The organism is Pseudoclavibacter sp. JSM 162008 (genome assembly GCF_041366455.1).
GTDB lineage: Bacteria > Actinomycetota > Actinomycetes > Actinomycetales > Microbacteriaceae > Pseudoclavibacter.
This window is the reverse complement of record NZ_JBEWYX010000010.1, coordinates 116,963-139,194: the sequence shown is the minus strand read 5'-3', so window position 1 is coordinate 139,194 and position 22,232 is coordinate 116,963. Positions and strand designations below refer to the sequence as shown.

18 protein-coding genes are annotated in these 22,232 nt (G+C 69.8%); 16 read left to right on the top strand and 2 right to left on the bottom strand.

Annotated features, from left to right (window positions below):
- Positions 1-5: 5 nt before the first annotated feature.
- The 6 genes from nirB (at position 6) to ABVF28_RS10460 (ending at position 7,287) form a co-directional block, all read left to right on the top strand.
- Positions 6-2,591 (top strand): nitrite reductase large subunit NirB, encoded by a 2,586-nt coding sequence (nirB, locus tag ABVF28_RS10485; RefSeq protein WP_371030415.1) that lies wholly within the window; start codon positions 6-8, stop codon positions 2,589-2,591.
- Complete coding sequence (gene nirD / locus ABVF28_RS10480; protein ID WP_371030414.1) at positions 2,588-3,010, top strand: nitrite reductase small subunit NirD; 423 nt, start codon at positions 2,588-2,590, stop codon at positions 3,008-3,010. The genes nirB and nirD overlap by 4 nt, the downstream gene beginning before the upstream one ends.
- Positions 3,007-4,242 (top strand): uroporphyrinogen-III C-methyltransferase, encoded by a 1,236-nt coding sequence (gene cobA, locus ABVF28_RS10475; RefSeq protein ID WP_371030413.1) that lies wholly within the window; start codon positions 3,007-3,009, stop codon positions 4,240-4,242. Before nirD ends, cobA begins: the two co-directional genes overlap by 4 nt.
- The gene (locus tag ABVF28_RS10470) at positions 4,239-5,435 is read left to right on the top strand and encodes a uroporphyrinogen-III synthase (protein ID WP_371030412.1); all 1,197 of its coding nucleotides are present in this window, start codon (positions 4,239-4,241) and stop codon (positions 5,433-5,435) included. Before cobA ends, ABVF28_RS10470 begins: the two co-directional genes overlap by 4 nt.
- Before the next feature lie 110 nt (positions 5,436-5,545).
- A complete protein-coding gene (locus ABVF28_RS10465) occupies positions 5,546-6,283 on the top strand; it encodes a sirohydrochlorin chelatase (RefSeq protein WP_371030411.1) in 738 nt (245 codons plus the stop codon).
- A gap of 149 nt (positions 6,284-6,432) precedes the next feature.
- Positions 6,433-7,287 carry a formate/nitrite transporter family protein gene (locus ABVF28_RS10460; protein WP_371030410.1) on the top strand — a complete coding sequence of 285 codons (855 nt, stop codon included), beginning with the start codon at positions 6,433-6,435 and terminating at the stop codon, positions 7,285-7,287.
- Positions 7,288-7,473: 186 nt separating this feature from the next.
- Here the strand turns inward: ABVF28_RS10460 and gndA are convergent, their stop codons facing one another.
- The gene (gene gndA / locus ABVF28_RS10455; protein WP_371030409.1) at positions 7,474-8,946 is read right to left on the bottom strand and encodes an NADP-dependent phosphogluconate dehydrogenase; all 1,473 of its coding nucleotides are present in this window, start codon (positions 8,944-8,946) and stop codon (positions 7,474-7,476) included.
- A gap of 213 nt (positions 8,947-9,159) precedes the next feature.
- Between gndA and ABVF28_RS10450 the strand changes: the two genes are divergently transcribed.
- From ABVF28_RS10450 to ABVF28_RS10425, 6 genes are all read left to right on the top strand, one after another.
- Complete coding sequence (locus tag ABVF28_RS10450; RefSeq protein ID WP_371030408.1) at positions 9,160-9,993, top strand: hypothetical protein; 834 nt, start codon at positions 9,160-9,162, stop codon at positions 9,991-9,993.
- 176 nt (positions 9,994-10,169) lie between these two features.
- The gene (locus ABVF28_RS10445) at positions 10,170-10,769 is read left to right on the top strand and encodes a 50S ribosomal protein L25/general stress protein Ctc (RefSeq protein ID WP_104253694.1); all 600 of its coding nucleotides are present in this window, start codon (positions 10,170-10,172) and stop codon (positions 10,767-10,769) included.
- A 132-nt stretch (positions 10,770-10,901) separates the two neighbouring features.
- Positions 10,902-11,495, top strand: coding sequence for an aminoacyl-tRNA hydrolase (gene pth, locus ABVF28_RS10440; protein ID WP_371030407.1), 594 nt, complete (start codon positions 10,902-10,904; stop codon positions 11,493-11,495).
- Positions 11,492-11,929, top strand: a complete 438-nt coding sequence (gene dtd / locus ABVF28_RS10435) for a D-aminoacyl-tRNA deacylase (protein WP_371030406.1) — start codon at positions 11,492-11,494, stop codon at positions 11,927-11,929. The genes pth and dtd overlap by 4 nt, the downstream gene beginning before the upstream one ends.
- Before the next feature lie 72 nt (positions 11,930-12,001).
- The gene (gene mfd / locus ABVF28_RS10430) at positions 12,002-15,616 is read left to right on the top strand and encodes a transcription-repair coupling factor (protein ID WP_371030405.1); all 3,615 of its coding nucleotides are present in this window, start codon (positions 12,002-12,004) and stop codon (positions 15,614-15,616) included.
- Positions 15,617-15,618: 2 nt separating this feature from the next.
- Positions 15,619-16,434 (top strand): MazG nucleotide pyrophosphohydrolase domain-containing protein, encoded by an 816-nt coding sequence (locus ABVF28_RS10425; protein ID WP_371030404.1) that lies wholly within the window; start codon positions 15,619-15,621, stop codon positions 16,432-16,434.
- A gap of 239 nt (positions 16,435-16,673) precedes the next feature.
- On the opposite strand, the gene ABVF28_RS10420 is transcribed toward ABVF28_RS10425, so the two are convergent.
- Positions 16,674-17,894, bottom strand: a complete 1,221-nt coding sequence (locus ABVF28_RS10420; RefSeq protein WP_371030403.1) for a winged helix-turn-helix domain-containing protein — start codon at positions 17,892-17,894, stop codon at positions 16,674-16,676.
- Between the two features lie 93 nt (positions 17,895-17,987).
- On the opposite strand from ABVF28_RS10420, the gene hisS reads away from it, so the two are divergent.
- The 4 genes from hisS (at position 17,988) to ABVF28_RS10400 (ending at position 22,176) form a co-directional block, all read left to right on the top strand.
- Positions 17,988-19,304: a histidine--tRNA ligase gene (hisS, locus tag ABVF28_RS10415; protein WP_104312353.1), complete on the top strand. Its 1,317-nt coding sequence runs from the start codon at positions 17,988-17,990 to the stop codon at positions 19,302-19,304.
- Between the two features lie 27 nt (positions 19,305-19,331).
- Entirely contained in the window at positions 19,332-20,012 is a 681-nt protein-coding gene (locus tag ABVF28_RS10410; RefSeq protein ID WP_371030402.1) for a hypothetical protein, read from the top strand.
- Between the two features lie 103 nt (positions 20,013-20,115).
- A complete protein-coding gene (eno, locus tag ABVF28_RS10405) occupies positions 20,116-21,396 on the top strand; it encodes a phosphopyruvate hydratase (RefSeq protein ID WP_104253687.1) in 1,281 nt (426 codons plus the stop codon).
- 99 nt (positions 21,397-21,495) lie between these two features.
- Positions 21,496-22,176 carry a septum formation initiator family protein gene (locus ABVF28_RS10400; RefSeq protein WP_371030401.1) on the top strand — a complete coding sequence of 227 codons (681 nt, stop codon included), beginning with the start codon at positions 21,496-21,498 and terminating at the stop codon, positions 22,174-22,176.
- The last annotated feature ends 56 nt before the right edge of the window (positions 22,177-22,232 follow it).

The following is a 22,232-nucleotide window of genomic DNA, read 5'->3' as shown; positions in this document are numbered from 1 at the left end:
GCGACATGCTCCCCCCGGCACCGCGCTCCCGTCACGTCGTGGTGATCGGCGCGGGCATGGTCGCGCACCGCTTCGTCGAGTCGCTGCGCTCGCAGGACTCCGACGGGGTGTGGGCGATCACCGTCATCGGCGACGAGCCGTGGCGGCCGTACGACCGGGTGCAGCTCACGAGCACGTTCTCGGGCGTCGAGCCGGCCGCCCTGGAGCTGGGCAGGCCCCTCATGTGGTCGCACCCGAACGTCACGCTCCGCACCTCCGAGACGGTCACGAGCATCCACCCAGGCACCCGCACGGTCGTGACGTCGCTCGGCGCGACCGAGCACTACGACGAGCTGGTCGTCGCCACCGGATCGTCCGCCGCGAAGCCGCCCATCGCCGGGGTGGATGCGCCCGGCGTGCACGTGTACCGCACCGTCCACGACGTGGTCGCGCTCAAGGCCGAGGTTGCCGAGTTGTCACAGCGGCTCGGCCGAACGGTGCGCGGCGCGGTTGTCGGCGGCGGCCTGCTCGGCCTCGAGGCCGCGGGGGCCATGGTCGCTCTCGGCGCGGAGTGCACGGTCGTGCAGTCCTCCGGCCACCTCATGTCGGCCCAGCTCGACGCGGGCGGCGGCGAGTCGCTGCGCCTCCTCATCGAGCACCTCGGGGTGGATGTGCGCACCGGGTCCCGCGCCAGTGCGGTCGTGCTCGACGCCGACGGCCGCGCGGCGGGCCTCGACTTCCCGGACGGCGAGCCCGAGCTCGCCGACCTCGTCGTCTTCGCCGTCGGCATCACGCCCCGCGACGAGCTGGCTCGCGACGCCGGGCTGACGCTCGGCGCTCGCGGTGGCATCGAGGTCGACGAGGCGTGCCGCGCATCCGCCGCCAGCATCTGGGCGATCGGCGAGGTCGCCTCGATCGGCGGTGAGTGCTTCGGCCTCGTCGCCCCCGGCTACTCGATGGCCGAGGTCGTCGCCAACCGCCTCACCGGGGGAGCGGCGACGTTCCCCGGCGTCGACCTCTCGACGAAGCTCAAGCTCACGGGGGTCGACGTCGCGAGCTTCGGGGACGCCTTCGCTGAGTCGCCGGGCGCGCTCGAGGTCACGTACGCCGACCCGGTCGGCGGCGTCTACAAGAAGCTCGTCATGTCGGACGACGGCAAGGTGCTGCTCGGCGGCATGCTCGTCGGGGACGCCTCGGCCTACACCTCGCTGCGCCCCATGGTCGGGCGCGAGCTCGGTGCCGACCCGGCCGCCTACCTGCTGCCCGCCGACGGCATGCCCGAGGTGGGCGGCGACCTGCCGGACGACGCCACGGTCTGCTCCTGCAACAACGTCTCCGTCGGCGCGGTGCGCGGCGCCGTCACCGACCACGCCTGCACCGACCTTGCCGGAGTCAAGGCCTGCACGAACGCGGGCACCGCCTGCGGCTCCTGCGTGCCGCTCGTGAAGAAGATCTTCTCGACCGAGCTCGCCAAGACGGGCGTCGAGGTCAGCAACGCGCTCTGCGAGCACTTCGCGCTCTCCCGGGCCGGGCTCTTCGACGCCGTGCGCGTCACGGGACTTTCCACCTTCACGAGCATCATCGAACGCCACGGCAACGGCGGACGCGGCTGCGACATCTGCCGCCCCGTCGTCGCCTCGATCCTCGCCTCGCTCGGCAACGGGCACATCCTCAAGGGCGAGCAGGCGGCGCTGCAGGACACCAACGACCACGTCATGGCGAACATGCAGAAGGACGGCACCTACTCGGTCGTGCCGCGCATCCCCGGCGGCGAGGTCACCCCCGACGGGCTCATCGCGATCGGCGCCGTCGCCAAGGAGTACGGCCTCTACACGAAGATCACGGGCGGCCAGCGCATCGACCTCTTCGGCGCCCGCATCGAGCAGCTGCCCGAGATCTGGAAGAAGCTCATCGACGCGGGCTTCGAGTCGGGCCAGGCCTACGGCAAGGCCCTGCGCAACGTGAAGTCGTGCGTCGGCTCGACCTGGTGCCGGTACGGCGTGCAGGACTCCGTCGCCATGGCGATCTTCCTCGAGCTCCGCTTCCGCGGCCTCCGCTCGCCGCACAAGCTGAAGTTCGGCGTCTCCGGATGCGCGCGCGAGTGCGCCGAGGCGCGCGCCAAGGACGTCGGCGTGATCGCCACCGAGAAGGGCTGGAACCTCTACGTCGGCGGCAACGGCGGCTTCACGCCCCGCCACGCGGAGCTCCTCGTGGAGGACCTCGACGACGAGCAGCTCATCACCGCCATCGACCGATTCATCGGCTACTACATCCGCACCGCCGACCGGATGCAGCGCACCGCGCGCTGGATCGAGGACCTCGACGGCGGCATCGACACGCTCCGGGCGGTCGTGCTCGAGGACAGCCTCGGCATCGCCGCCGACCTGGACGCCATGGTCACGAACCACGTCGACAACTACAAGGACGAATGGCAGGAGGCGCTGAACGATCCCGAGGTCATGCAGCGGTTCGTGTCGTTCGTCAACGCCCCCACCACGCCTGACCCGTCGCTCGGCTACGTGCCGGAGCGCGGCCAGCTCCGCCCGGCCAACGAGGCCGACCGAAGCGCCGGAACAGTAATCGCAGGAACAACCCTGGAGGTCCGACGATGACCATCGCACTCGACACTCGCAGCGCCACCCGCGAACGCCCCTCCGAGGACGCCGGCCAGCACTGGATCGCGGTCTGCCCCCTCGACGCCCTCCACCCCGAGCGTGGCGTCGCCGCAATCCTGGACGGCACCCAGATCGCGCTGTTCCGGCTCCGCGACGAGCGGGTCTTCGCCGTCCAGCAGGCAGACCCGTACTCGGGCTCGCAGGTCATGAGCCGCGGCCTCGTCGGCTCCAGGAGCGGACGCGTCACCGTCGCCTCCCCGATGTTCAAGCAGATCTTCGACCTTGCCACGGGCGAGTGCCTCGACACCGTCGGCAAGGACGCGCGCACCCTCGCGACCTACCCGGTGCGCATCGACGACGACGGCACGGTCCTCGTCGACCTGAGCCTGCGCCTCGAGGGAAGGCAGACGCGATGAGCACGCTCATGGCCCTCGACTTCACCGGCCGCGACGTCCTCATCGTGGGGGCAGGAGCCGTCTCCGCGAGACGCGCCCAGAAGTTCGTCACGGCCGGCGCATCCGTCACCGTCGTGGCCCCCGAGCTCGGCGGCACGCTCGGCGGTCTCGTCGCCGACGGGCTCGCGACCTGGCTGCAGGAGCCCGTGCAGGCACACCACCTCGACGGAGCCTGGTTCGTGCACACCGCGACGGGCGACAGGGCCACCGACCTCCTCGTCGCCGAGTGGGCGAACGAGCGCCGCGTGTGGTGTGTGAACGCGAGCGACGCCTCCGCCGGCAGCGCCAAGACCCCGGCGACCTCGGATGCCGGGGCCGTCGAGATCGGCGTCGTCTCCAAGGAGGGCGCCGACCCGCGCCGCAGCCGCCTCATCTGCGACCAGCTCGCCGAAGGGCTCCGCGCCGGCAACGTCGACCTGCGCAGGCACCGACCAGGTGCCGGCAGGGTTGTGCTCGTCGGCGGGGGACCGGGCGACGCCGACCTCATGACCCTCCGCGGGCGGCGCGCGCTCGCGGAAGCCGACGTCGTCGTGACCGACCGCCTCGGCCCGCGCTCCGTGCTCGCCGAGCTCCCCGCCGAGGTCGAGATCATCGACGTCGGCAAGCAGCCCACCCACCACCCCGTGCCGCAGGAGGAGATCAACCGCATCCTCGTCGAGAAGGCCCAGCAGGGGCTTGTCGTCGTGCGGCTCAAGGGCGGCGACCCGTTCGTGTACGGGCGCGGCGGCGAGGAGGTGCTCGCGTGCAACGCGGAAGGCATCGCCGTCGAGGTCGTCCCCGGCATCAGCAGCGCCATCTCGGTGCCCGCGGCCGCCGGCATCCCCGTCACGCACCGCGGCGTCGCCAACTCCTTCCAGGTCGTGACCGGGCACCAGCGCCTGGGCGCCGAGCTCCTCCGTTCCGTCAAGGGCGACACCTGCACGCTCGTCGTGCTCATGGGCGTCTCAGCGCTCGGCCGCATCTGCCAGGAGCTCGTGGATGCGGGAGTGCGCGACGACATGCCCGTCGCCATCGTCGAAAACGGCCACACCCCTCGACAGCGCGTCACGAGGGGAAGCCTGCGCACGATCGACGCCACGGCGCGCAACGTCGGTGTCGCCAACCCCGCCATCATCGTCATCGGCGAGGTCGCCCAGTTCGGCCTCCTGCAGGCGACACGGTCGCTCCAGGAACAGGACGCGCTGTCAGCATGAGCCTCGAACCCGCGAGCGGGTCGCGCGGCCGCGCACCCCAGGAACAGCACCTGGCCGGCGTCGTCGTCGTCGTGACGAGCGACCGCCGTTCCGGTGAGCTCGCGACGGCGCTCGAGCGACGCGGGGCCATCATCCGCCACTCGCCGTCGCTCAGCATGACCGCGGTCGAAGACGACGCCGACCTCCTCGACGCGACGAAGCGCGTCATCGCCGACCCGCCCGACATCGTCGTCGCGACGACGGGCGTCGGCTTCCGCGGCTGGATCGACGCGGCGGATGCACACGGGCTGGTCGAGGATCTCGTCGCGGTGCTCGCCCGCGCGCGCATCGTGGCGAGAGGCCCGAAAGCGCGCGGGGCGATCCAGGCGGCAGGGCTCAACGCCGACTGGGTCGCCGAATCGGAGACCTCGGCGGAACTCGCCCAGTTCCTTCTCGCCGAGGGAGTCGAGGGCGCCCGCATCGCCCTGCAGCACCACGGCTCGGGAGCCGACGGCCTCGACGAGCAGTTCGCGGTCGCGGGCGCCGACGTCGAGAGCCTCATCGTCTACAAGTGGGGGCCGCCAGCCGACCCTGCGCTACTCGCTCGGTGGGCGCTCAAGGCGGCAGACGGCGAGGTCGACGCCATCGTCTTCACCTCGGCTCCCGGGGTCTCCGCGTGGCTCGGATCCTTCGCGGACGAGTCGGGTCCGGCAGACGCCGAGGACGCGCTTGACGTGGGGACTTCCGGAGCCCTCGAGCGGCTCAAAGCACGCTGCCGTGACGGCTCGCTGGTCACCGTCGCGGTCGGCCCCATCACCGCGGCGCCCCTGCGGGCCGTCGGCATCGAGCCCGTCGTGCCGAAGCGCGGACGACTCGGCGCGCTCATCCGCGAGCTCATCGAGCACTACGCCCAGCGAGCGGCCGAGGGCATCGAGACCGAGGCTGGCCGCCTCTTCCTCCGCTCAAGCTGCGCCGTCATCGGCGACGACGTCGTCGAGCTCTCACCCGGAGCGCTGCGCGTGCTGCGGCTGCTCGCTGGCAACCCGGGTGGCGTCGTGAGCCGCGAGCAGATCCTCGCTCGGCTGCCCGGCAACCCGACGACCAACCATGCCGCCGACGTCGCCGTCGCGCGCCTCCGTGAGTCGTTCGGCGACCGGGCAATCGTGCAGACCGTCGTGAAGCGCGGCTACCGGCTGCGCGTCCGCGCGACGTGAGCGTGCAGCGCAACGTGACCGAAGCCCGCGCGATGTCACGGCCCCGCGTGACCGCGCACATGGACGGACGACCATCAGGAACGAGCATCAGCACAGAGAGCGAGCACCGAATGAACGAGCAGCACCCGCGGCAGACGATCCTGGTGGGCGCATCCCACGGAACCGACAACACCGAAGGTCAGGCCGTCATCCGCGAGCTGCTGCGCCGCGCGCAGGCGATGCGGCCGAGTGTGCAGGTCGTCGAGGCGTTTGTCGACGTGCAGCAGCCGAGCCTCGTCGAGGTGCTCGCCGGACTGCCCTCCGACGCTGATGTCGTCATCGTGCCAGTGCTGCTCACGGTCGGCTTCCACACGCAGGTCGACATCGCGGAAGCCGCGGCCGCCCGACCCGGCACCTCGGTCGCGGCGCCCCTCGGACCGGACCCCAGACTCTCGCAGCTGCTGTGGGACCGGTTCCTCGAAGCTGGCGGCAGTGCCGACGACGGGGTCGTCATTGCCGTCGCGGGCTCCACGGCGGCCGCCGCCGTGCCCCGCTTCCACGAGCTGCGCGAGCAGTTCAACGCCATCGGCGGCGCGGATGCGGTGCTCGGCTACGGAGCGGCCCTCGACCCGCGCGTGCCAGCGGCGGTGCAGCTCGCTCGAGGCGCGGCAGGCGTGCGCCGCCGGCGAGGCGCCCAGGCGCGGCGGGTCAGCATCGCGAGCTACCTGCTCACCCCCGGCTACTTCCACGACCGCGTCACCGAGGCGGGCGGCGACATCGTGGCGGCACCCCTCGGCGTCGACGACCGCATCGCGCACATCATCCTCGAGCGCTTCGACGCCGTCGTCCCCGCCGCGGCCCCCGTCTGAACGCACTTCTCACAGCCCCGCGGCGGGGGCGAGAGGGAAAAGAAACCAGAACGCACCGCACGAGCCACGGGGCCGAAACTGCACCCCAATAGCTTGTGGATATCGGGCCGAACATGGCCGCAGAGCATCGCCAGAGCGAAAGGGAACCCGTGTCCTACGTCAAGCCGAATGACCTCGTCACCACCATGATCGATGCCGGGGAGAGCAAGATCTTCCTGTCGACCCGCGACACCATCATCCGCTCGACCATGGGAGGCGCGTTCCTCACGATCGCGGCCGCCTTCGCCGTGACCGTCAGCGTCACGACCGGCGTCCCGCTGCTCGGCGCCCTGCTTTTTCCCGTCGGCTTCATCATGCTGTACCTGCTCGGCTACGACCTCCTCACGGGGGTCTTCGTGCTCGGGCCGCTCGCCTGGCTCGACAAGCGGCCGGGCGTCACCCTCCGCGGCGTGCTCCGCAACTGGGGCCTCGTGTTCGTCGGCAACTTCCTCGGCGCGTTCACCATCGCCGTGCTCATGGCCATCGTCGTGACGAACGGCTTCGCAACACCCCCGAACGAGGTCGGCGAGGCCATCGGGCACATCGGCGAGGGCAGGACCGTCGGCTACGCCGAGCACGGCGCCTCCGGCATGCTCACCCTCTTCGTCCGCGCCGTGCTCTGCAACGCGATGGTCGCCACGGGAGTGGCCCTCGCCATGATCTCCAAGAGCGTCTCCGGCAAGGTCATCGCCATGTGGATGCCCATCATGCTGTTCTTCTTCATGGGCTTCGAGCACTCCATCGTGAACATGTTCCTGTTCCCCTCAGGCCTGCTCCTCGGCGCCGACTTCACGCTCATGGACTACCTCATCTGGAACGAGATCCCCACGGTCGTCGGCAACCTCGTCGGCGGACTGCTCTTCGTCGGACTCCCGCTCTACTACACGCACGGTCGCACCCGAGCATCCCGTGCCCTCGTGCCGAAGAACGCCGCATCCGACGCGAAGACCCCCGCCGCGGTCTGACCCTCGCCTGTCCCTCACGCGGCGCGAGTCGCCCCGAAGGGTCGCCGGAGGAGCAGAACAGCGACCCACTGGAGCGACTCGCGGTAGGGCACAACATCAGGACGAGGCGGGTCTGCGCTCGTCAAGACACCGAAGGCCCCGTCCTCCCAGCTGATGCTGGGAGGACGGGGCCTTCTTAGCGGCGAGCTACGCGTTGTGCTCGGTGCGGTCGCCGGACCAGTCGGTGTGGAAGACGCCGTCGCGGTCGACGCGCTTGTAGGTGTGGGCGCCGAAGAAGTCGCGCTGTCCCTGGATGAGGGCGGCGGGGAGGCGCTCGGCGCGCAGTCCGTCGTAGTACGACAGGCTGGAGGAGAAGGCGGGGGCGGGGATGCCGGCCTGCGCTGCCTGCACGACGACGCGGCGCCACGCCGCCTGGGCCGTGTTGACGGCGTCGGTGAAGAAGGGCGCGGTGACGAGGGCCACGAGGTTCGGGTTCTCGGCGTAGGCGTCGGTGATGCGGTTCAGGAAGCGGGCGCGGATGATGCAGCCTGCTCGCCAGATCGCGGCGATGTCGCCCTTCTTGATGTCCCAGCCGTACTGCTCGGCGCCGGCGATGATGGCGTCGAAGCCCTGCGAGTAGGCGATGATCTTGGACGCGTAGAGCGCGAGGCGCACGTCCTCGACGAACGCGTCGGCGTCCTCGACCTGGAAGCCGTCGGGGCCGGGGAGGGTGCGGGATGCGGTGCGCTGCTCGAGCTTGGAGGACACGGAGCGGGCGAACACGGCTTCGGCGATGCCGGAGACGGGCACGCCGAGGTCGAGGGCCGTCTGGACCGTCCAAGCGCCCGTTCCCTTGGCGCCGGCGGCGTCGAGGATGACGTCCACGAGTGGCTTCCCGGTGTCGGCGTCCACCTGGCGGAGCACCTCCGCGGTGATCTCGATGAGGTACGACTCGAGCTCGCCCTTGTTCCACTCGGCGAAGATCTCGGCGATCTCGGCGGGGGACTTGCCGGTGCCGCGGCGGATGAGGTCGTAGGCCTCGGCGATGAGCTGCATGTCGGCGTACTCGATGCCGTTGTGGATCATCTTCACGAAGTGGCCGGCGCCGTCGGTGCCGACGTGGGTGACGCAGGGCTCGCCCTCCGCGACCGCGGCGATGGTGCGCAGGATGGGGCCGAGCGTCTCGTACGACTCGGCAGTGCCGCCCGGCATGAGGGAGGGGCCGTTGAGGGCCCCCTCTTCGCCGCCGGAGATGCCGCAGCCCACGAAGTGGATGCCCGTCTCGCGTACGGCTGCCTCGCGGCGGCGGGTGTCGGTGAAGAGGGCGTTGCCGCCATCCACGATGATGTCGCCCGGCTCGAACGCCTCGACGAGCTGGTTGATGACCGCGTCGGTGCCGGCGCCTGCCTGGACCATGATGATCGCGGTGCGGGGCTTCTGGAGTGACGCTGCGAAGTCGGCCACCGACTCGGAGGGCACGAATCCTGCTTCGGGGTGCTCGGCGACGAGCGTGCGGGTGCGCTCGGGGGAGCGGTTGTAGACCGCGACGGTGTTGCCCTCGCGGCTCGCGAGGTTCCTGGCGAGGTTGGAGCCCATGACGGCCATGCCGACAACGCCGATGTTCGCGCTGGGGGACGAGCCGGTTTCCGAGGAGATCGAGGGGGCAGCGTCAGTGGTCATAGATGCGTCTCTTTCAGAGTGGATGCTTGTCTCCCGTCAGGGCGATGCACGGGACACTCCACGGTATTGCACGACGGGCAGTCGTACGCTGACTTGTGGCACGAGCACGGCAACGATTTCCGAACATGACGAAACGTCGCCGAACTCGGCGCACGGCCAGGACCAGATCTGGCGGTGCGCGCGACCGCGAGCACCTAGACAGGGAGACACTCAGTGGCTGATCACGACGCCCGCACGAGAGCCTACGATTTCGGGCGCCCAGACGATGATGGCGACGCCATCACCGACGAGCAGCCGACGACGGCGATGCCGAGGACGCGTGCGACGCCGAGCTCTCCATCCGCTCGCTCGTCGTCGAGTCTCTACGCCGGCAGCGAGGAATCGACCCGCGTCATCCCGCAGCAGGCACCGCCGCCCGCGGTGGCACCCGTCGCTCCGACCCGCACGCCCAAGGAGGGCAGGCAGCAGCCACCCGCCGCGCAGCAGCCGGGGCAGACGGATGCGCGGGGGCAGGCGAACAAGTACGGCCGCGCCCGCGAGTCGGCCAGCCCCAGCGTCTGGGCGCGCATCGGCTCCGTCTTCCTCGCCGTGCCCCTCTACGCCATCTGCGTGGTCGCCTTCAGCGCCATCCCCCTGCTCATCATCGTCTCCGGCGTCTCGTCGTCAGCAGGCAGCTTCATCGGGGACGGTGGGGGAGTCTCACCTGTCTGGACGATGCTCGTCACCATGCTGGCGGCCGTCGGCTTCTTCCTCATGGCACTTACGATGCGACTGTCCGGAACCGGGTCGGTCGTCGCGGGGGCGCTGTCCGTCCTCGCGGGGCTCGCCTCGTTCCTCTTCCACGCCCAGCTCACATCCGCCATCGCCGCCGCGCCGCTGTGGCAGGACCAGCTCGCGACGTTCGCACTGTTCGCGGGCCCTGCATCCGGAATGGCTGTCTCGCTGCTCGCCGCAGAGCTGGTGGTCTTCGGGTTCGCGATGCTGGGTGCCGGCGCCGCCGTGAGCAGCGCTCGCCGCCACGGCTGGCGCAAGGCCGTCGGCTTCTGACGGGGAGCTCAGCCGAGCTTTGCAAGAACGTGCCCACCCGCGCGCTCAATGACGTAAAGTGGGGGGCTGAACTTCGGCGAGGGGCCGTGAGGCCCGTGATCGACGCGGTGATGTGTCCTTGAATGGGCCTCCACACGCTTCCTCAGTCTGTCGAGAACCACCACCAAGGAGACAACATGGCAGAGACCAACAAGCTCAGCGTCGAACTGCGCAACCAGTTCGGCAAGGGTGCGGCACGCAAGATCCGCGCCGCAGGCAAGATTCCCGCGGTCCTCTACGGCCACGGCACCGAGCCCCGCCACCTGACCCTCCCGGGTCACGAGACGATGCTGCTCATCCGCAAGGCGAACGCGCTCATCGAGCTGGACATCGAAGGCGACAAGCAGCTCGCGCTCGTCCGCGACGTCCAGCGCGACCCGGTGCGTCAGATCATCGAGCACCTCGACCTCGCGGTCATCCGCAAGGGCGAGCGCGTCGAGGTCGACGTGCCGCTGCACCTCGTCGGCGACCCGTTCCCCGGCACGATCGCCGTGCAGGACGCGACGACGATCCTCGTCTCGGCCGACGCCACCACGATCCCGAGCTTCATCGAGGTCTCGGTCGAGGGCCTCGAGGATGGCACACTCATCCACCGCGAAGACCTCAAGCTGCCCGAGGGCACCGAGCTGGTCGACCTCGCGGAAGACGCAGAAGAGGTTGCCCTCGTCTCGATCCAGACGCCTCGCGGCGAGGACGAGGACGAGGACGAAGAGTCCGAAGAAGCAGCCGCCGAGTAATCTCGCGTCTGGCGTCGTCGACTCGACGCAACTTCGTCGAAAGGCGGGCGGCTCCGGCCGTCCGCCTTTCGCGTTCCAGAGATCCCACGGGTCGCCGCGCAGCGCATCCCGTCGCATGAAAGGCTTTGCAGCATGGCAGCAGACACCTGGCTCGTGGTCGGGCTCGGCAATCCCGGCGACAAGTACGCGAAGAACCGGCACAACGTCGGTCAGTTCGTCGTGGACGAGCTCGCGAAGCGACTCGGCGCGAGCTTCTCGCGGCACAACAAGGCGAACGCCCGCACCGCCGAGGGGCGCACGGCCCCGGGTGGGCCGAAGCTCGTGCTCGCGAAGTCGAACGGCTACATGAACACCTCGGGCGGGCCGGTCTCGCAGCTCGTCGACTACTACGGGGTCGACGTCGACCACGTGATCGTCGTGCACGACGAGCTCGATCTCCCGTTCGACACCCTCAAGCTGAAGGTCGGTGGCGGCCACGGCGGTCACAACGGCCTCCGCGACATCAGCGCGGCACTCGGCGACCCGAGCTACCTGCGCGTGCGTATCGGCATCGGGCGTCCTCCGGGCCGGCAGGACGCGGCCGACTTCGTCCTCAAGGACTTCGCGGGCAGCGAGCGCGAGGTCCTCCCCGTGCTCGTCGGTGACGCGGCGGACGCCGTCGAGCTGATCGCGAGCGACGGCATCCAGGCCGCTCAGCTGCGCGTGCACACGGCAGCGGGCGCGTGAAGCTCGTCATCCAGCGCGTCACCGAGGCGAGCGTCACGGTCGACGAGCGGACCGTCGGCCGCATCGACGAGCCGGGACTCCTGATCCTCGTCGGCGTCACGCACACCGACACCGACGCGGATGCGGCGAAGCTCGCCCGCAAGGTGCTCGGGCTGCGCATCCTGAACGACGAGAAGAGTGTGCTCGACACCGGCGCTCCGGCGCTGGTCGTCAGTCAGTTCACGCTCTACGGGGATGCACGCAAGGGGCGACGGCCGTCGTGGTCGCTCGCGAGTGGGAGGGCCCACTCGGAGCCGCTTGTCGCCGCGTTCGTCGCGGCCCTCCGGGAGGGTGGAGTGCACGTCGAGACCGGTGAGTTCGGCGCCATGATGAAGGTCGCGAGCGTCAACGAAGGTCCCTTCACCGTGCTCCTCGAATCGGCAGACCTGGCGTAGATCGCCGACAGCGGGACAGCGAGCCTGGGCACTGTAGGAAGTATCTTCGCCTCGGCGCGTACAATTCCCCGAGTGACTCTGCACGGCTTCGTACGCTCCATCCAGTCCACCCCTTCCTTCGAGCGCGCCATGGGGCGGGCCGGTCGTGACACCGACTTCTCGCTCGTCGACGGGGCGAGGGCGCCGCTCATCGCGAACCTCCTCACTGCGCGCCAGGCCGAGCTCGGCGCGGCACCCATGCTGTTCGTGCTCACGGCGACGAGCCGCGAGACCGAGCAGTTCGGCACAGACCTGCAGACGTTCGTCCCGGACGCCCACATCGCCGAGTTCCCCGCCTGGGAGACGCTCCCGCACGAGCGCCTGAGCCCATCGGTCGAGACGACGGGCAAGCGACTGCGCGCGATGCGCGAGCTCACCGAGTGGAAGGCCAGCGAGCGGACGTCTCCGTTCGTGCTGCTCGCCTCCGTGCGCGCCGCCCTGCAGCCGCTCCTGCCCGGTCTCGACGCGGCCACGACCATCCGCCTCGAGCGCGGCTCCCGCGGCAACGATCTCTCGAGCCTCGCCCTGCAGCTCGTCGACCTCGCCTACTCGCGCGTCGACATGGTCACCCGCCGCGGCGAGTTCGCCGTGCGCGGCGGCATCCTCGACGTGTTCCCGCCAGACGCCTCGCACGCGCTGCGCATCGACTTCTTCGGCGACGAGGTCGACGAGATCCGAGTGTTCTCGGTCGCCGACCAGCGCTCGCTCGAGTCAGAGGTCACGGAGGCGCTCATCACGCCGGCGCGCGAGCTGCTGCTGACGGAGAGCGTTCGCCAGCGGGCTCGCGAGATGCAGCACGAGTTCCCGAACCTCCAGCAGATGCTCGCCAAGATCGCCGAGGGCATCCCGTCGGAGGGCATGGAGTCGCTCGCGCCGGCGCTCGTGAGCGAGCTCGTGCCCATCACGAGCTACCTGCCAGAGGACGCCGCCATGGCGGTGCTCTCGCCCGAGCGAGTGGCCACGCGCGCCGTCCACCTCTCCGAGACCAACCACGAGTTCCTCGAGGCCGCCTGGAGCGCGGCGACGGCCGGCGCCGACGCCCCCATCGACCTCAGCTCCGGCGACTTCCTCACCGTCTCAGGGCTGCGGGATGCCCGCGGCGCGAGGCCGTGGTGGTCGCTGTCGCCGTTCCAGTCGCTGGAGATCCCGGAGGAGCAGCTCGACGCGAGCGAGATCCTCGCCGTCAAGATCGAGGGCGACGCCGTGCCGACCTTCGCCGGCAATGCCGACGGCGCCATCGAGCACGTGTCGGCTCTCCTCAAGGACGGCTGGCGGGTCGTCGTCACGAGCCAGGGGCCAGGGCTCGTCGAGCGCGCGAGCCAGCTGCTCTCCGAGCACGGCGACGGGGCACGGCTCGTCGATGAGCTCCCCGACGAACTCGAGACCGGCGTCGCCTACCTGACCCAGTCGCCCGTCTCCACCGGCGTGCAGGTGCCCGGGCAGAAGCTCGCGCTGGTCACCGAGACCGACTTCTTCGGTCGCTCCGTCGGCTACGACTCCAGGCAGCCGAAAAAGCTCGCCAGGCGCCGCACGAACTCGGTCGTCGACCCGCTGCAGCTCAAGGCGGGCGACTTCGTCGTGCACGAGACGCACGGCATCGGCAAGTTCATCGAGCTGCGACAGCGAGAGGTGCAGGCCGGCGGCCGGAACGCCCCAAAGACCGTACGCGAGTACCTCCTCATCGAGTACGCGCCCTCCAAGCGCGGGCAGCCCGGCGACAAGCTCTTCATCCCCACCGAGCAGCTCGACCAGCTGACCAAGTACGTCGGCGGCGAGGCGCCAGCCCTGTCGAAGATGGGCGGTTCCGACTGGTCCGCCGCGAAGGGCAAGGCGCGCAAGGCGGTCCGCGACATCGCCGTGGAGCTCGTGAAGCTCTACAGCACGCGCATGGCGTCGAAGGGCCACGCGTTCGGGCCGGACACGCCGTGGCAGCATGAGCTCGAGGAGGCGTTCCCCTTCGTCGAGACGCCCGACCAGCTCCAGACCGTGGACGAGATCAAGCGCGACATGGAGCGGCCCATCCCCATGGACCGCCTCGTCTCCGGCGATGTCGGCTTCGGCAAGACGGAAGTCGCCGTTCGCGCCGCGTTCAAGGCCGTGCAGGACGGCAAGCAGGTGGTCATCCTCGTGCCGACGACGCTGCTCGTGCGCCAGCACCACGAGACGTTCTCCGAGCGGATGGCGGGCTTCCCCGTCACCATCAAGCCGCTCAGCCGCTTCCAGTCGAAGAAGGAATCCGAGGAGACCATCCGCGGGCTGGCCGACGGCTCTGTCGACATCGTCATCGGCACGCATCGCCTCCTCACCGACTCGATCGCGTATAAGGACGTCGGGCTCATCGTCATCGACGAGGAGCAGCGCTTCGGCGTCGAGCACAAGGACGCGCTCAAGAAGCTCAAAGCCAACGTCGACATCCTCGCGATGAGCGCAACGCCCATCCCGCGAACCCTCGAGATGGCCGTCACCGGCATCCGCGAGATGTCGACCCTCGCGACGCCACCGGAAGACCGGCACCCGATCCTCACGTTCGTCGGCGCCAAGTCCGACCGCCAGGTCGCAGCCGCGATCCGCCGCGAGCTGCTGCGTGAGGGCCAGGTCTTCTACGTGCACAACCGCACCGCATCCATCAACCGGGTCGCGGCCGAGATCGCCGAGCTCGTGCCGGAGGCGCGTGTCGCGGTCGCCCACGGCAAGCTCAGCGAGGCACGCCTCGAGCAGATCATCGTCGACTTCTGGGAGCGCAAGTTCGACGTGCTCGTGTCGACGACGATCGTCGAGACGGGCCTCGACATCGCCAACGCGAACACGCTCATCATCGACGACGCGGAGCGGTACGGCCTCAGCCAGCTGCATCAGCTGCGCGGGCGTGTCGGCCGCGGCCGCGAGCGCGCCTACGCGTACCTGCTGTACGACGGAACGCGTCCGCTCACGGAGACCGCCACCGACCGCCTCGAGACGATCGCCGCGAACAACGAGCTCGGCTCCGGCATGCAAGTGGCGCTCAAGGACCTCGAGATCCGCGGCGCCGGAAACCTGCTCGGCGGCGAGCAGTCCGGACACATCGCGGGCGTCGGCTTCGACCTCTACCTGCGCATGATCGGCGAGGCCGTCAACACGTTCCGCGGCGAGGTCGCGGAAGGCCAGACCGAGCTGCGCCTCGAGATCCCCGTGGATGCACGCGTGCCGGAAGACTACGTCGCGAGCGAGCGACTGCGCCTCGAGGCGTACCAGAAGCTGTCGAGCGCCTCGAGCCCCAACGCGAAGCCCGGCCAGATCGGGCTCGTCCTCGAGGAGCTCCAGGACCGCTACGGCGAGCCGCCCATCGAGGTGCAGCGCCTCATCGAGGTCTCGAAGCTGCGTCGCCTCGCCGTCAAGGCCGGCCTCGGCGAGCTCGTCGTCTTCGGCAAGACGCTGCGCATCGGGCCCGCCGAGCTCAGCGACTCCAAGCAGATGCGCCTCCGCCGCATGTACCCAGGATCGAAGGTCGTCGATGCGACCCATTCGCTCGCCATCCCGGTGCTCGAGGGCCGCGACGGCACCCTGCCGAGCGACGAGGAGATGCTCATCTGGGTGCGCGGCATCCTCACGGCGATCTTCGAGGTGGAAGACGAGACCGTCGAGGTGACGAGCGACGCGGAGGCGAAGTAGCCGTGGCCGACGCGAGCGAGCGGTCTGGGCACTGCGAGCATCCGGAGCTCCTCCGTCTGCTTGAAGTCGTCGGGGCGTTTCGCGGCGACGGCGGATGCGCCTGGTACGAGGAGCAGACGCACGCGACGCTCGTGAAGTACCTCACGGAGGAGACGGCGGAGCTCGTCGAGGCCCTCGAGGACGACAACCCGGCCGACATCAAGGAGGAGCTGGGAGACGTGCTCTTCCAGGTGCTCTTCCATTCCGACATAGCCTCCACGCGGGGGAGCGGCGCGTTCACGCTCGAGGACGTCGCGCGTGAGCAGGCCGACAAGCTCGTGCGCCGCAACCCGCACGTCTTCGGGCCGACCCCGACCCGTGACATCGACGAGATCATCCGCCTGTGGCAGGACGCCAAGGCCGTCGAGAAGCGCGACCGCACGAGCGTGCTCGATGGCGTGCCCCGCGACATGTCGGCGCTTGCGCTCGCCCAGAAGCTCCTCGGGAAGGAGCGCCAGGTCGCCGCGACGGTGTCGCCCGCCGTCGCGGCTGACACCGCATCCGTCGCCACCACTCTCGATTCGGGATGGGGAAATCACCTCGGGATGGAAAACAAACCATCCGGAAGCGAGAAAGCCATCCCGAAACCTGGGGTGGAGGTCGGTACGGTCGGAGCCGACGCGGTCGACGCGGTCAGCGAGGAACTGGAACTTGGGCGGACGCTGCTGGCGCTCGTGCGAGACGCGGATGCGCGGGGCCTCGACGCCGAACGCGCGATGCGGCTCGCGAACCGCGAACTCGAGCAACGCATCCGCGCGGCCGAAACCCGACGCGGCTGATTTCCGTCACCGGCGCCGCCTCACGAGGCCCCGTCCGGCCGCCCCTCGTCCCGGTGCTGCGGCCGCGCATCGCTGCCAGGCAGATGGCCGCTTCTGCCGGCCTCCCGCGAACTGCTGCCAGTCAAGTGGCCGCTTTGGCGCGGCCTAACGGGCTCATCGGCTGGCAGCGTTGGCTCGCGGCGCAGTTGGGCCAGCGCAATGTCAGCGCGTCAGCGTCAGCGTCAGCGCGCCAGGTCAGGTCAGGTCGTGATAGCGCCCGCGAGGTCGCGGGCGAGGGTGCCGCGGTCGGCCACGACGATGTCGTCGAGGTTCTGCCAGGCGGCCGCCTCCCGAAGCAGCAGTGCCGTGCGTTCGGCGATATCGGTGGGCGCATCCGCTTCGCTCCACGCCGATTGCACGCGCAGGATGCGCGACTGGCGGTCGTTCTTCAGGTCGACGCGGCCGACGACGGCGTCGCCGAGGAGGATGGGCAGTGAGTAGTAGCCGTACACGCGCTTGTGGGCGGGGGTGTAGATCTCGATGCGGTAGTGGAAGTCGTGCATCCGCTCCGCTCTCGGCCGGAACCAGACGACGGGGTCGAACGGTGAGAGGAGCGCGGCCGCGTCCATCACGCGTGGGCGGCGGGCGTCCCGGTGCAGCCACGCGAGGCCGGGCTGGCCGTCTTTGCCCCACTCGGCGACTCGCACGGGGAGGACCTCGCCAGAGTCGGCGAGCTCTTCGAGCGCGGTCTTCGTGAGCGCCATCGGCACGCGGAAGTAGTCGGCCAGGTCAGCCGTGGTGCCGATGCCGTGGGCGGCGGCGGCCATCCCGGTGAGTTCGCGGACCGCGTCGCGCGTGCTCACCTCAGCACCACGCACCTCGGCGGGAAGCACTTGCTCGGGAAGCGCGTAGCGTCGCTCGAAGCCCTTGCGGGGGGCTGACGCCAGCTCACCCCACCGGAAGAGGTACTCGAGCACGATCTTGACGTCTGACCACTCCCACCACGATCCGCGCCGTTTGTTGGCCTCGTGCTCGAACTCGCTGGCGGCGAGCGGCCCTCGCTCGCGGAGCTCGGCGCGCAGCCACGCGATCGTCTCCGCGTGGCCCTCGAGGAACTCCGCGCTCTTGCGCCGGTCGCGTTCCGCCTTCTCGCGCATGCGCCACCCGAACAGGGGGAGCGACGCGACCGGGAGCAGCGCCGCCTCGTGGGCCCAGTATTCGGTGAGCCGCGGGGTGCGGCCCGACGCGAGCCGGTCGAGTACGGCTTTGTCGTAGCCGCCGAGGCGCGAGAAGACGGGCATGTAGTGGCTCCGCTCCCACACGTTGACGGAGTCGATCTGCAGGAGGTGGATGCGCGAGAGCAGCGAGCCGAGCTGCCTGGTGCCGACTTCGGTCGCGGCACTGCGGGTACCGAAGCCCTGGGCTGCGAGCGCGATGCGCCGGGCCTGGCCTGCACTGACGAGGGGGAGCTGGGCGGTCATGCCTCGTCACGCCGTTCGAGCGTGATCTCGACGAGGCCGGTCACAGCGCGCCCCCGAATCCGTCGCGTGCGATCATCCTGCGAGAATAGTGCAATGGCTTCTCAGATCACTCCGCCTCGTGGCATGCGCGATTTCCTCCCGGCAGACAAGCGCAGGCGCGAGCGCATCCTCGGCACGATCCGCGAGGTGTACACGAGGCACGGCTTCGACGAGATCGAGACGCCCGTCGTCGAGGACACCGCTCGGCTGCACTCGGGGCTGGGTGGCGACAACGAGAAGCTCTCGTTCGCCGTCATGAAGCGGGCGCTCGACGGGGACGCGCTGGCCGCCGCGGCTGAGGCTGGGGACCCGCTCGCGCTCAGCGACCTCGGCCTGCGCTTCGACCTGACGGTGCCGCTCGCCCGATTCGTCGCGACGCACCGCGGCACGCTGCCCGGCGTCTTCCGCAGCCTGCAGATCGCCCCCGTCTGGCGCGCCGAGCGCCCACAGAAGGGCCGCTACCGGCAGTTCGTGCAGTGCGACATCGACATCATCGGCGAGCCGGGGGCGTTGGCGGAAGTCGAGCTGCTCGTGGCTTCGTCGGCTGCGCTCGTGGAGCTCGGCCTGGACGACTGCACCATGCGAGTCAACGACCGACGCCTGTTGACCGCGCTGCTCGTGCACTGCGGATTCGCGGATGCCGAGCACGGCGCCGCGCTCATCACCATCGACAAGCTCGACAAGATCGGACCGGAGGGGGTCGCCGCGGAGCTCGCGACGATCAACGCGACGGCGGCCCTGCAGCTCGCGGCGGCGCTCGCCACCTGGGCCCCGCTGCTCGAGTCGGGCATCCGCTTCGACCGCGAGACCATCCTCACGAGCCTGCCCGGCGCGCTCCGCGAGGACCCGGCCGTCGTCGAGGTCGTCGACGGCATGGTCGAGATCGCGGATGCTGCTGCCGCTGCTGGCGCGTCGACCCGGCTCGTGTTCGACCCGAGCCTCGTCCGCGGGATGGGCTACTACACGGGCACGATCTTCGAAGCCGCTCACCCCGAGTCCGGTTCTTCGGTCGGTGGCGGCGGTCGGTACGACGGCATGATCGGCCGCTTCCTCGGCCAGGATGTGCCGGCCTGCGGCTTCTCCATCGGCTTCGAGCGCATCGTCGACCTCGCTCAGCTGCCGGAGACGGGGGAGGAGCGCGCAGTCGCGCTGCTCTTCGACAAGCGCGCATCCGTCGCCGACATCGCGAAGGTCAAGGGCGCGGTCGTGCGCTCGGGGGCCTCGCGCGTGCGGGTCGCGAAGAAGCCCAAGAACGTGCGGGGCCTGCTCGCCTCGCTCGCCGAGCAGGGGTTCACGCACGTCGCTCACGTGCGGGATGAGCACGTCGAGGCGCCCGAGACGCTCAGCTTCGAAGCGCTCCAGGACTCGTAGTCTGGCACCTCCGAACGAGGGGGCGTCTTGGGGACGACGAACAGGTACGGGACAGCGGCCGGCGGAAATCGCACGCGGTGGCTGGCGGCTGCCTGCGTTGCCGCGGTCTCAACGGCCTCGCTCAGCGGATGCTCACTGCTGGGCGAGTGGGACGAGCCGTTCGCGTATCACGAGGTCGTGATCCCGGAGTCCGTTGCCGAGCCGGGTAGTCGGTTCGAGTATCAGGAGACCGCGCTGCTCCCGCTCGAGGACGGTCGCGAGGTCGCCGTCACCTTCTCGGTGCTGTCGATCGGTGGTCCGGAGAACGCGGGCCTCGCGGAGATCGGCGACGAGTGGACGCACCCGGAATCGGTGAACGTCGAAGTCGGATTGCAGGGTGACGCGCAAGATGGGACGTCGGCGCTTCCACCGGATCTGGTCGGCATCCTCGACGACGGTTCGGTGGCGCCGCGCGCGACCGTCGACGAAGCGCCTGACGCAGTCGTCTGCGAAGAAGCCCTGGGCGTCCCCAAGCAGGACGAAGCCGACTCGCAGCAGCTCCGCTGCGCTCTCTATCTCGTACCTCCCGGCAGGGCGCTCGAGCAATTGCAGTGGGATCCGGCGGGCGCAGCTGCCGAGTACGCGGAGGACCCGGTGGTGTGGCGGGTCCCGAGCATGGCGGAGCTGATGGCGGGGGAGACTGCCGGGTTGCCGTCGCCCACCCCGTGAGTTCGTCAAGCCCCTCCTTCCTCACGCTCCACCGACCCCGATACACTGACGAAGGACCGCGTCTCTGGCGGTCCGTACGCTACTGATTCGCAAGGAGCATCCTGTGGCCCTTATTGACGTCGTCCACGCCCGCGAGATCCTCGATTCCCGAGGCAACCCAACCGTCGAGGTCGAGGTTCTGCTCGATGACGGATCGACCGGCCGCGCGGCCGTGCCGTCCGGTGCATCCACCGGTGCCTTCGAAGCCTTCGAGCTGCGCGACGGCGACGCCGACCGCTACCTCGGCAAGGGCGTCCAGAAGGCCGTCGAGGCAGTCATCGACGAGATCGACCCCGCCATCGAGTTCTTCGACGCCAGCGACCAGCGCCTCGTCGACGAGGAGCTCAAGGAGCTCGACGGCACCCCGAACAAGAAGCGCCTCGGCGCGAACGCCATCCTCGGCGTGAGCCTCGCGGTCGCCAAGGCTGCAGCCGACTCGGCTGGCCTCCCGCTCTTCCGCTACGTCGGCGGCCCGAACGCCCACGTGCTGCCCGTGCCGATGATGAACATCATCAACGGCGGCGCGCACGCTGACAACGGCATCGACGTGCAGGAGTTCATGATCCTCCCCATCGGTGCAGAGACCTTCAGCGAGGCGCTTCGCTGGGGCACCGAGGTGTACCACCAGCTCAAGAAGACGCTGCACTCCAAGGGCTACGCGACGGGCCTCGGCGACGAGGGCGGCTTCGCCCCCGACCTGCCCAACACGCGTGCGGCTCTCGACCTCATCGTCGAGGCCATCGGCGCGACGAAGTACGAGCTCGGCACCGACATCGTGCTCGGCATGGACGTCGCCTCGAGCGAGTTCTTCAAGGACGGCAAGTACCACTTCGAGGGTGCTGAGGTCTCGGCCGAGGAGATGACGTCCTTCTACGAGAAGCTCGTCGCCGACTACCCGATCGTCACGATCGAGGACCCGCTGGACGAGGACGACTGGTCGGGCTACCAGGCCCTCACCGCCGCCATCGGCGACAAGGTGCAGATCGTCGGCGACGACCTGTTCGTCACCAACCCGGAGCGCCTCCAGCGCGGCATCACCGAGGGCGCGGCCAACTCGCTCCTCGTGAAGGTCAACCAGATCGGCACGCTCACGGAGACGCTCGACGCTGTCTCGCTCGCGCAGCGCGCCGGCTACACGGCGATCCTCTCGCACCGTTCGGGCGAGACCGAGGACGCGACGATCGCGCACCTCGCAGTCGCCACGAACTCCGGGCAGATCAAGACGGGTGCGCCCGCCCGCACCGACCGCGTCGCGAAGTACAACGAGCTCCTCCGCATCGAGGAAGAGCTCGGCGACGCCGCCGTCTACGCGGGACGCAGCGCCTTCCCTCGCCACAAGGCGTAGGCACTGCGCCGCGCTGATCAGCGCGACACACGAACGGGTCGGGGCAAGTCCCCGGCCCGTTCGGCATGATGGAGAGTCGACACGGAGAGGGGGATGAGCATGCCCAACTCGACAGGCAAGTCCGGCGCAGGCAGGAAGACGGGCGCAGCGGGCGATTCGAGCACCAGCGCGGGTTCGCGAGCTGGCTCGAAGTCCACTCCGAACACGACGTCGAAGACGCGGCCAGCAACTGCCGCGCCACCGAAATCGAACGCGAAGGCCAAGTCGAGCGCGAAGGCCAAGTCGAGCGCGAAGCCGAAGTCCAAGCCCCGCGCCAAGTCCACGTCGACGTCGCCCCGCACATCCGGGCAGGGCGCTTCCGGCTCGCGCAGCCGCATCCCGACCGTGCGCCCGAACGGCGCGACCGTGCTCGTCGCCCTCGTGGTGATCCTCGGCATCGCCGTGCTCGCGCCCACGGCCCAGCGCTACATCGCGCAGCGGCAGTACGTGGCGCAGCTGCAGGCCGAGCTCACCCAGACGCAGCAGAGCGTGGACGAGATCGCCACTGAACGCGACAGGTGGAGCGACCCCGCGTACATCCAGTCGCAGGCACGCGGTCGACTCCTCTTCGTCATGCCGGGGGACACGAGCTACCTCGTGCTCGACCCGCCGGCGACCACCAAGCAGCAGCATAGCAACATCAGCACCGACCTCCACGAGACGCAGTCAAGCTGGCTCGACAGCTTCGCCGAGTCGCTCGTGACCGCGGGCACGGCCCCGGCGCCGACTCCGACCGACTAGCAGCAGACGCACCACCACGATCAGTGGATGCGCGTGAACGCGCATCCGCCCGCACA

Bases quoted from the DNA above. Each gene is read 5' to 3' on its own strand.
- nirB (WP_371030415.1), top strand. From the start codon at position 6: ATGCTCCCCCCGGCACCGCGCTCCCGTCACGTCGTGGTGATCGGCGCG.
- nirD (WP_371030414.1), top strand. From the start codon at position 2,588: ATGACCATCGCACTCGACACTCGCAGCGCCACCCGCGAACGCCCCTCC.
- cobA (WP_371030413.1), top strand. From the start codon at position 3,007: ATGAGCACGCTCATGGCCCTCGACTTCACCGGCCGCGACGTCCTCATC.
- ABVF28_RS10470 (WP_371030412.1), top strand. From the start codon at position 4,239: ATGAGCCTCGAACCCGCGAGCGGGTCGCGCGGCCGCGCACCCCAGGAA.
- ABVF28_RS10465 (WP_371030411.1), top strand. From the start codon at position 5,546: ATGAACGAGCAGCACCCGCGGCAGACGATCCTGGTGGGCGCATCCCAC.
- gndA (WP_371030409.1), bottom strand. From the start codon at position 8,946: ATGACCACTGACGCTGCCCCCTCGATCTCCTCGGAAACCGGCTCGTCC.
- ABVF28_RS10445 (WP_104253694.1), top strand. From the start codon at position 10,170: ATGGCAGAGACCAACAAGCTCAGCGTCGAACTGCGCAACCAGTTCGGC.
- pth (WP_371030407.1), top strand. From the start codon at position 10,902: ATGGCAGCAGACACCTGGCTCGTGGTCGGGCTCGGCAATCCCGGCGAC.
- ABVF28_RS10420 (WP_371030403.1), bottom strand. From the start codon at position 17,894: ATGACCGCCCAGCTCCCCCTCGTCAGTGCAGGCCAGGCCCGGCGCATC.
- hisS (WP_104312353.1), top strand. From the start codon at position 17,988: ATGGCTTCTCAGATCACTCCGCCTCGTGGCATGCGCGATTTCCTCCCG.
- ABVF28_RS10400 (WP_371030401.1), top strand. From the start codon at position 21,496: ATGCCCAACTCGACAGGCAAGTCCGGCGCAGGCAGGAAGACGGGCGCA.